The organism is Streptomyces sp. NPDC058469 (assembly GCF_042721125.1).
Taxonomy (GTDB): domain Bacteria; phylum Actinomycetota; class Actinomycetes; order Streptomycetales; family Streptomycetaceae; genus Streptomyces.
Genome location: NZ_JBHXME010000100.1, coordinates 30501 through 39695, shown reverse-complemented (window position 1 = coordinate 39695; position 9195 = coordinate 30501). Strand labels below are relative to the sequence as shown.

Below are 9195 nucleotides of genomic sequence, written 5' to 3'. Positions count from 1 at the left end.
GACGTGGAATCTCCCGGCCCCCCGGACGCGCTACCGGCCGCTGCGGCCGACCCCGCCAGCAACGCGGCGAACCGGTCCCGCCCGACCGGACCGTGGGCGGCGGCCCAGGCGCGCAGCCCGAAACCCGCCGCCGCGCGGAGCAGTGCCGCCGGTTCCTCCAGGGACGCCTCCCCACCGGTGTGGAGGACCAGGCCGTGGCCCGCGACCGCGCGGATCAGCTCGCCGGTGGAGCCCTTGGCGGCACCGGCCCGCTCCCAGTCCGCCGCCGAACCGTCCTCCTTCGGCACCGAGTTGATCAGCTTGGCGAGTCCGTCGGCGAGGCTCTCCTCGGCGAGCGCGTACCGCTCCAGGCCGATCAGCACCCGGACCGGACGCTCCTCGACCTCCGTGTCCTCGTCGGACGACTCGTCCGTACGCTGCACCGGGACCGCGGGCTCGTCCAACGCGTCCTGGAAGACCAGCACTTCGCCCTCCGCGATGGCGCCCTGCGCCGCCGCGTCCGGGTCGGGCACCCCTTGCTTGGCCAGCGCGGCCGTCAACGCCGACGCCTCCAGGGCCGTATGACCGGCCAGCGCCGCCTGCTCCAGCAGCCAGCCGATGACCGCACGGCCCCGCCGCTCGTCGTCCGGCGCGCACTCGGCGCCGAGCAGCGCCCGCGCGAACCCGTCGGCCTGCTCGGGCCGTACACCCGGGACACGCAGCAACTGCCAGGGATCCTCGCGGAGTTGGTCGTCCCCGCCCTCGCCGAGCGCCGCCGCGGCCTGTGCCGCGAGCGTCTCGGGCGCGCCGCCCTCGGCCAGCACACGCCGTACGGACTCGACGGTCTCGGTCGCGGGGGCGCCGGGCTCGGTCGGCACAGGCTGGGGCCGCGGCGCGGCTTCGGGGGCGGCGGCGCGGCGCGGGGCGGGTTGCGGCTTGGCGAAGGGGGTGGCCGCGGGCTTCTCGCCGCTCTCCACGGCCCGTACGGCCGCGAGCAGATCGGCGGCCGTCCCGCTGAGCTTGGTCCCGGCCACGATGGGCCCGGCCTTCTCCGCCTTCCGCCGCTCGATCCGCTCCCGCTCCAGCCGCTGGGCCACCAACTCGGCGGCGGCCTCGGACAATTCGGCGGCGGCGACCTCGGCCGTGGCCTCACCGGTGCCCTCGGCGTTCTCCGCGGCCGTGCCCTCGGCACCTTCCGCGGTGTCCGCGGTGCTCTCCGCGGCCGCGTCCTCACCTGTGCCTTCGGCGCCCTCCACGGCGTCCGTGCCCGTGTCCTCGGACGGCGAGGTCTCCGTGGTCTCCGGGTCCGTGCTCACAGCGTGCTCCAGTCGTGATCGGGATAGCGGTGCAGAGGCGCCGACACATCGTCGAGCGCTCGGCAGATCTCGTCAGGAAGACTAAGCGCCTCCACTGACAATGCGGCCGTGAGCTGCTGCGCGTTGCGCGCGCCGACGATCGGGGCGGCCACCCCGGGCCGGTCGCGGACCCAGGCGAGGGCCACCTGGAGGGGTGTCACGGCGAGCCCGTCCGCGGCGATGGTCACCGCGTCCACGATGCGGGTCGCCGTGTCGTCGAGGTACGGCGCGACGAACGGCGCCATGTGCTCCGAGGCGCCGCGCGAGTCCGCCGGGGTCGCGTGCCGGTACTTGCCGGTGAGGACCCCGCGCCCGAGTGGCGAGGAGGGCAGCAGCCCGATGCCCAGGTCGAGCGCGGCCGGCAGCACCTCGCGCTCCACACCCCGCTGCAGCAGCGAGTACTCCAGCTGCGTGCTCGCCAGCCGCGTCCGCGTGCCCGGCGCCGCCAGCTGCCAGGTCGCCGCCTTGGCCAGCTGCCAGCCGCAGTAGTTGGAGACACCCGCATAGCGCGCCCGCCCACTGCTGACCGCCAGGTCGAGGGCCTGGAGGGTCTCCTCCAGCGGGGTGTACGGGTCGAAGCCGTGGATGTGCCACAGGTCGACGTAGTCCGTGCCGAGGCGGGCCAGCGAGGCGTCCAGCGCGGCGAGCAGATGGCCGCGCGAGCCGTCGAAGCGGCGGTCGGGGTCGGGTACGCTCCCCGCCTTCGTCGAGATGACCAGGTCCCGGCGCGGCACGAGCCCCTCTATGAGCTGTCCGAGCAGATACTCGGCCTCCCCGTCGCCGTACACGTCCGCCGTGTCGACGAGGGTGCCGCCGGCCTCCCAGAACGCCTTCAAGAGGTCCGCGGCGTCATGCTCGTCGGTGTCGCGCCCCCACGTGAGGGTGCCGAGTCCGATCCGGGACACACGAAGGCCGGTACGGCCGAGATGCCTCTGCTCCATGAACGCCGAGATTACTGGCCTGAACCTGCGGTGTGGTGGCCTGTGGATAACCGATTTCCACGATGATCCACAGTCGGTCCCACGGCACGCTCCGTGATCACTCACCGGCACCCGTCCTGTCCGCCCGGACGACCTCGCGCTAGGGTCGGCACAACAGCGACGTTACTGATGGGTAAGGGGTCTGCCATGCAGCTCGGGATCAACCTCGGCTACTGGGGTGCCGGAATGGACGGCGACAATCTGGCCGTGGCCCAGGAGGCCGACCGGCTCGGCTACTCGGTGTGCTGGGCCGCCGAGGCCTACGGCTCCGACGCCGCCACCGTGCTCACCTGGGTCGCCGCGCAGACCGAGCGCATCGACGTCGGCTCGGCCATCTTCCAGATCCCGGCCCGTCAGCCCGCGATGACCGCGATGACCGCCGCGACCCTCGACTCGCTCTCCGGCGGCCGCTTCCGCCTCGGCCTCGGCGTCTCGGGCCCGCAGGTCTCCGAGGGCTGGTACGGCGTCAAGTTCGACAAGCCGCTGGCACGCACGCGTGAGTACGTCGAGATCGTCCGGAAGGCGATGACACGAGAGCGGCTGTCGTACGACGGCGAGCACTGGACGCTGCCGCTGCCCGGCGGCCCGGGCAAGCCCCTGAAGCTGACCGTGCACCCGGAGCGTGAGCACATCCCGCTGTACATCGCGGCGATCGGTCCGAAGAACCTGGAGCAGACCGGCGAGATCGCCGACGGCGCGCTGCTCATCTTCCCCTCCGCCGAGCACCTGGAGGACACCGCCGTCCGGCATCTGCGGGCCGGGCGCGAGAAGGCCGGCAAGACCCTCGAAGGCTTCGACATCGTCCCGACGGTCCCGCTCGCCCTCGGCGAGGACAAGGACGTGGCGACGCTCGCCGACACCTTCCGGCCGTACACCGCGCTGTACGTCGGCGGCATGGGCAGCCGGCAGCAGAACTTCTACAACAAGCAGGCCCGGCGCATGGGGTTCGAGGCGGCGGCCGCCGAGATCCAGGACAAGTACCTGGCCGGCGACAAGGAGGGCGCCGCGGCGGCCATCCCGCACGACCTGATCGACAAGACGACGCTGCTGGGTTCCGTGGACCGCATCGCGGACCGGATGAAGGAGTACGCGGCGGCCGGTGTCACCACCCTGACGCTCGCCCCGGCGGGCTGGACCCTGGAGGAGCGGATCGCCGCGCTCCGCGCCGGAACCGAAGCACTGGAGCGCGCGGGTCTCGCGTGACGAGGCTCTGTCGTACGGAAGTTTTCTACGGCCGTGGTGGGGGCTCGGGGGGTCTTCCCCGCCACGGCCGTCACGGGGAACAACGCGCGGCGGCCCGTGCGGTTACGCCCCCGACGGGACATCCGTAGTCCTCCTTTTGGCGGAGTTGTCCGACACTGCTGTTGCAGCACCTCTGACGCCGCATTTGACTCGTTCTTTGCGGAATGTGGCGGAATCCTGCACGGAGGTGCCTTCAGATGCTCTCGGCCAAGAGCCTGTTCCAGGAGATCCTCGACAACGACGAGTCGTTCCGGCTGTTCTGCTCCATCGCGGCCGGCGGCGAGTCCCAGGGCGGCTGGGAGAACGGGCGCATCGCCGTGCTCGTCCCGCCTGCCGAACGCGACCTCGCCCCCAAGATCAGCCGGCACGGCGCCGACGAGGACAAACACGGGCGCATTTTCAACGCCCTCCTGAAGAAGCGTGGCCTCGAACCCGTCCAGGTGCCCGCTGACACCGACTACACGATGCTCCTGGAGCGGCACGGCATCGGTCTCGCGCACGAGAAGCTCAAGGGCGAGTCGGCACTGACCGTCCAGGACGTCGTCACCTACCTCGCGCACAGCCGAGTCACCGAACAGCGCGCCTCCGAGCAGATGGACCTGCTGCGCAAGCACTTCGCCGACCACTCCGACCTCGGCCGTGCCGTACGGATGATCTCGAACGACGAGGACAACCATCTCGCCTACTGCCACGAGGAGTTGCTGCGCTTCGCGGCCGCCGGACACGGCCGCGCCATCCAGCGGACGCTGCGGGAGTGCGCGCTCGCGGAGATCCGGATCTACCGGGACGTCAGCCTCGCGGTGATGGCCCACATGGGACGCGTCCTCGGCTGGCCGCGGGCCAAGTCGGCCGCGCTCGCCGCGGGCATCCACACCGTGTACGCGTACGAACGGCTCGGCGGCTGGCGACGGATGGTGTCCCTGCGGATGCCAGAACGACGCGACGCGCTCGGCGGACCGGCCACCGCCGCCCCCGAGTTCGCGTAAGCCCTACAGCCAGCCGCGCCGCTTGAACGTCCGGTACAGCAGCACCTCCAGGGCGGCCATCAGCAGGATCACCGCCGGGTACCCCCACAGCCAGTGCAGCTCGGGCATGTGGTCGAAGTTCATGCCGTAGACGCCCGCGATCATCGTGGGCACCGCGGCCATGGCGGCCCAGCCGGAGATCTTCCGCATGTCGTCGTTCTGCCGGACGCTGGTCTGCGCGAGGTGCGCCGACAGGACGTCCGAGACCAGCCGGTCCAGGCCTTCCACGGACTCGTTGACCTTCATCAGGTGGTCGTTCACGTCCCGGAAGAACGGCCGTGCCTTGTCGTGCACGAACGGCACCCGGTCGCCGGCGAGACCGGCGCCCGCGAGCCGGCCCAGCGGCTGCGCCAGCGGCCCGGTGGCCCGGCGGAACTCCAGGATCTGCCGCTTGAAGGCGTAGATGCGCGACGCCGTGGTCCGCGAGCCGCCGCCGCTCGGTGAGAACACCGCCGCCTCCAGCTCCTCCAGGTCGGTCTGCAACTCGCCCGCCACGTCCACGTAGTGGTCGACCACCGCGTCCGCGATCGAGTACAGCACCGCCGTGGGCCCGTGCCGCAGCATCTCCGGCTCCTCCTCCAGCCGGTGCCGTACGGCCGCCAGCGGGGCCTCCTCGCCGTGCCGGACGGTCACCACGAAGGAGTCGCCCACGAAGACCATGACCTCGCCGGAGGTGACCACATCGCTGTCGGCCTCGTACCCCACCGGCTTGAGGACCACGAACAGCGAGTCGTCGTAGACCTCCAGCTTGGGCCGCTGATGCGCGGTCAGGGCGTCCTCGACGGCCAGCGGGTGCAGCCCGAACTCCTGGGTGACGCGGTCGAACTCCTTCTCCGTGGGCTCGTAGAGGCCGATCCAGACAAAGGCGTCGCCCACACGACGGCAGTGGTCCAGGCCGTCGGAGAAGTCGCCGGGCCCCTCCGTCCGGCGTCCGTCACGGTAGATGGCGTAGTCGACGATCACGGTGCGTATTCTCCCGCCGTCCGGCCCAAGCCGCACCCGGGCGTGCGCCTACCCTTGGCCGCATGCCCACGTTGATCCTTGTCCGGCACGGACGTTCGACCGCCAACACCGGGGGAGTGCTCGCCGGCTGGACGCCCGGTGTCGCCCTCGACGAGCGCGGCAACGCCCAGGCCGCCGCGCTCCCCGGACGGCTCGCCGCGCTGCCGATCGCCGAGGTCGTCACCAGCCCGCTGCAACGCTGCCAGGAGACCCTCCAGCCCCTCCTCGACGCCCGCCCCGACCTGAGCACGCACACCGACGAGCGGATCGGGGAGTGCCACTACGGCGACTGGTCCGGCCGCAAGCTCGCCGAGCTCATGGACGAGCCCCTGATGGAGGTCGTCCAGACGCATCCCTCGGCGGCGGCGTTCCCCGGCGGCGAGTCGATGCGGGCGATGCAGACCCGCGCGGCCGAGGCCGTACGCGAGTGGAACGCGCGCGTGGAGCGCGATCACGGCGCCGACGCGGTCTACCTCATGTGCTCGCACGGCGACATCATCAAGTCCCTTGTCGCGGACGCACTCGGACTTCATCTGGACCTCTTTCAACGGATCTCCGTAGAACCGTGTTCCATCACCGCGATCCGTTACACCCGTCTCAGGCCCTATCTCGTACGGCTCGGGGACACCGGTGATCTCGCGTCCCTGGCGCCGCGCGAGGAGCCCTCGGGCGACGACGCCACGGTCGGGGGCGGCGCGGGCGCACCGTGATCGTCGGCCGCAGTAGGGTGAAGCGGTCGCAGTAGCGCCGCACTTGTCAGCAGTCGATTCCAATGGAGACAGGACGTGTCCCGTCAGGTGTTCCTCTACGACCCGCCGGACCGCTTCGTAGCCGGCACGGTCGGACTGCCCGGGCGCCGTACGTTCTTCCTTCAGGCCGCCTCCGGTCCTCGGGTGACCAGCGTGGCCCTGGAGAAGACGCAGGTCGCCGCGCTCGCCGAGCGCATGGAAGAGCTTCTGGACGAGGTCGTACGGCGCAGTGGCGGCAGCGCGGCCGTCCCGGCCGTCACCCCCACCGAGATCTCCGACACCCGTCCGCTGGAGGCCCCCGTCGAGGAGGAGTTCCGCGTCGGCACCATGGCGCTCGCCTGGGACGGTGAGGAGCAGCGCATGATCGTCGAGGCGCAGGCCCTCGTCGAGCTCGACGCCGACACCGACGAGGACCTCGCAGAGGCCGAGGAGCGACTGCTCCAGGACGAGGAGAACGGACCCCCGATGCTGCGGGTCCGGCTCACCGGAGCCCAGGCCCGCGCCTTCGCCAAGCGGGCCCTGGACGTCGTCAACGCCGGCCGTCCGCCCTGCCCGCTGTGCAGCCTCCCGCTCGACCCGGAAGGACACGTATGTCCGCGCCAGAACGGATACCGCCGCGGAGCGTGACCACGGCCGAGCTGCTCGCCAAGGGTGAGCTGAAGGTACGCGGACGCATCCGCGAGGCCTCGAACGCGGTGCTGTTCTGCTCCGTGACGTACGAGGGCCGCGAGGTGTCCTGCGTCTACAAGCCCGTCGCCGGGGAGCGGCCCCTGTGGGACTTCCCGGACGGCAATCTCGCCCAGCGCGAGGTCGCCGCCTACGAGGTCTCCGAGGCGACCGGTTGGGGCCTCGTGCCGACCACCGTGCTGCGCGACGGGCCGTACGGCGAGGGCATGTGCCAGCTGTGGATCGAGACGGCGGCCGAGTCCGAACTGCTCGCCCTGGTCGACGCCGAGGAGCCCGACGCGGGCTGGAAGGCCATCGGCTTCGCCGAGGTCGGCGAGGGGAAGACCGCCCTCCTGGTGCACGCCGACGACGAGCGGCTGCGGCGGCTATCCGTCCTCGACGCCGTCATCAACAACGCGGACCGCAAGGGCGGTCATCTGCTGCCCGCCGACGAGGGACGCCTTTACGGCATCGACCACGGTGTCACCTTCAACGCCGAGAACAAGCTGCGCACCCTCCTGTGGGGCTGGGCGGGCGAGCCGCTCACTCCGGAGGCGGTCGAGGTCCTCCAGGGGCTCAGGGAGGCGCTGAGGGACGGTGGCGGGCTCGCCGCGAAGCTCGCCGAGCTGATCACCGCCGTGGAATTCGATGCCACGCGCGCGCGTGTCGACGCGTTGCTCGCGGACGGGAAGCATCCCGAGCCGAGCGGGGAGTGGCCGGCCATTCCGTGGCCGCCGGTGTAGCGGCACGAGGGACGGGGGCAGTGCAAGAGCGCCTTACCGGCCATACGGCCTGGTCCGGTTCGTATACGGAACATCCGTCCGGTTAGGCTCATGACATGTATGCCTGGCCCGCTTCTGAGGTCCCCGCCCTGCCTGGCAAGGGCCGCGACCTACGGATCCACGACACCGCGACCGGCGGTCTGGTCACCCCGGACACCGGTCCCGTCGCCCGTATCTACGTATGCGGCATCACGCCGTACGACGCCACCCACATGGGGCACGCGGCGACCTACAACGCGTTCGACCTCGTGCAGCGCGTGTGGCTCGACACCAAGCGGCAGGTTCACTACGTCCAGAACGTGACCGACGTCGACGACCCGCTCCTGGAGCGCGCCGAACGCGACAACATCGACTGGGTGGCCCTCGCCGAGAAGGAGACCGCGCTCTTCCGCGAGGACATGACCGCGCTGCGCATGCTGCCCCCGAAGCAGTACATCGGCGCGGTCGAGGCGATACCCGGCATCGTGCCGCTCGTCGAACGCCTCAGGGACGCCGGTGCCGCCTACGAACTCGAGGGCGACACCTACTTCTCCGTCGGGTCCGACCCCAACTTCGGCAGGGTCTCGAACCTCGACGCCGCCGCGATGCGACTGCTGTCCGCCGAGCGCGGCGGCGACCCGGACCGCCCGGGCAAGAAGAACCCGCTCGACCCGATGCTCTGGATGGCCGCCCGCGAGGGCGAACCGAGCTGGGACGGCGGCTCGTTGGGCCGCGGCCGTCCCGGCTGGCACATCGAGTGCGTGGCCATCGCCCTGGACCACCTCGGCATGGGCTTCGATGTCCAGGGCGGCGGCTCCGACCTCGCCTTCCCGCACCACGAGATGGGCGCCTCGCACGCCCAGGTGCTGACCGGCGAGTTCCCCATGGCCAAGGCGTACGTCCACGCCGGCATGGTCGGCCTCGACGGCGAGAAGATGTCGAAGTCCAAGGGCAACCTCGTCTTCGTCTCCGCTCTGCGCCGCGAGGGCGTCGACCCGGCCGCCATCCGGCTCGCCCTGCTCGCCCACCACTACCGCTCCGACTGGGAGTGGACCGACCAGGTGCTCGCGGACGCGGTCGCCCGGCTCGGGCGCTGGCGTGCCGCTGTCTCCCGGCCCGACGGTCCCTCCGCCGTGACCCTCGTCGAGGAGATGCGCGAAGCCCTCGCGAACGACCTGGACGCCCCGGCCGCGCTCGCCGCGGTCGACCGCTGGGCGGCTCTCCAGCGAGACCGGGGCGGCAGCGACGAGGGCGCCCCCGGCATCGTGTCCCGTGCCGTGGACGCCCTGTTGGGCGTGGCCCTGTAGCGGTCGCCGAACACGGAGAAGGCGGGGGGGGGGACGCGGCCCCCCCTCATTAAACTATGAATATCAACAAACCCCGGAGAAACCACGGGCGAGTACGAGGCCCCCGCCGAGGTCGCCCGAAACGGGCCC

9 protein-coding genes are annotated in these 9195 nt (G+C 71.4%); 6 read left to right on the top strand and 3 right to left on the bottom strand.

Features of this window, described 5'->3' with window-relative positions; genetic code table 11:
- Both ACFWP5_RS33725 and ACFWP5_RS33720 read right to left on the bottom strand, forming a co-directional pair.
- On the bottom strand, positions 1-1295 hold a 1295-nt coding region (locus tag ACFWP5_RS33725; protein WP_384165301.1), incomplete at its 3' end, for a helix-hairpin-helix domain-containing protein.
- Complete coding sequence (locus ACFWP5_RS33720) at positions 1292-2275, bottom strand: aldo/keto reductase (RefSeq protein WP_384165298.1); 984 nt, start codon at positions 2273-2275, stop codon at positions 1292-1294. The genes ACFWP5_RS33725 and ACFWP5_RS33720, both read right to left, overlap by 4 nt.
- Positions 2276-2461: 186 nt before the next feature.
- Here ACFWP5_RS33720 and ACFWP5_RS33715 point away from each other — a divergent pair, with 186 nt between their 5' ends.
- On the top strand, positions 2462-3517 hold the full coding sequence (locus ACFWP5_RS33715) for an LLM class F420-dependent oxidoreductase (RefSeq protein WP_384165295.1): 1056 nt from the start codon (positions 2462-2464) through the stop codon (positions 3515-3517).
- Between the two features lie 236 nt (positions 3518-3753).
- Positions 3754-4542, top strand: a complete 789-nt coding sequence (locus ACFWP5_RS33710; RefSeq protein ID WP_384165292.1) for a ferritin-like domain-containing protein — start codon at positions 3754-3756, stop codon at positions 4540-4542.
- 3 nt (positions 4543-4545) lie between these two features.
- Here ACFWP5_RS33710 and corA read toward each other — a convergent pair whose 3' ends face one another.
- Positions 4546-5544, bottom strand: coding sequence for a magnesium/cobalt transporter CorA (corA, locus tag ACFWP5_RS33705; protein ID WP_384165289.1), 999 nt, complete (start codon positions 5542-5544; stop codon positions 4546-4548).
- Between the two features lie 62 nt (positions 5545-5606).
- Here corA and ACFWP5_RS33700 point away from each other — a divergent pair, with 62 nt between their 5' ends.
- The 4 genes from ACFWP5_RS33700 to mshC all read left to right on the top strand — a co-directional run bounded on the left by ACFWP5_RS33700 (position 5607) and on the right by mshC (position 9066).
- On the top strand, positions 5607-6293 hold the full coding sequence (locus tag ACFWP5_RS33700) for a histidine phosphatase family protein (RefSeq protein WP_384165286.1): 687 nt from the start codon (positions 5607-5609) through the stop codon (positions 6291-6293).
- A 75-nt stretch (positions 6294-6368) separates the two neighbouring features.
- Positions 6369-6959, top strand: a complete 591-nt coding sequence (locus ACFWP5_RS33695; RefSeq protein ID WP_384165283.1) for a DUF3090 domain-containing protein — start codon at positions 6369-6371, stop codon at positions 6957-6959.
- A complete protein-coding gene (locus tag ACFWP5_RS33690) occupies positions 6923-7741 on the top strand; it encodes an SCO1664 family protein (protein ID WP_384165280.1) in 819 nt (272 codons plus the stop codon). Before ACFWP5_RS33695 ends, ACFWP5_RS33690 begins: the two co-directional genes overlap by 37 nt.
- Before the next feature lie 95 nt (positions 7742-7836).
- Positions 7837-9066 carry a cysteine--1-D-myo-inosityl 2-amino-2-deoxy-alpha-D-glucopyranoside ligase gene (mshC, locus tag ACFWP5_RS33685; protein WP_384165277.1) on the top strand — a complete coding sequence of 410 codons (1230 nt, stop codon included), beginning with the start codon at positions 7837-7839 and terminating at the stop codon, positions 9064-9066.
- Positions 9067-9195: the final 129 nt, after the last annotated feature.

Coding starts and splice junctions, on each gene's coding strand:
- ACFWP5_RS33720 (WP_384165298.1), bottom strand. CDS start 2,275: ATGGAGCAGAGGCATCTCGGCCGTACCGGCCTTCGTGTGTCCCGGATC.
- ACFWP5_RS33715 (WP_384165295.1), top strand. CDS start 2,462: ATGCAGCTCGGGATCAACCTCGGCTACTGGGGTGCCGGAATGGACGGC.
- ACFWP5_RS33710 (WP_384165292.1), top strand. CDS start 3,754: ATGCTCTCGGCCAAGAGCCTGTTCCAGGAGATCCTCGACAACGACGAG.
- ACFWP5_RS33700 (WP_384165286.1), top strand. CDS start 5,607: ATGCCCACGTTGATCCTTGTCCGGCACGGACGTTCGACCGCCAACACC.
- ACFWP5_RS33690 (WP_384165280.1), top strand. CDS start 6,923: ATGTCCGCGCCAGAACGGATACCGCCGCGGAGCGTGACCACGGCCGAG.
- mshC (WP_384165277.1), top strand. CDS start 7,837: ATGTATGCCTGGCCCGCTTCTGAGGTCCCCGCCCTGCCTGGCAAGGGC.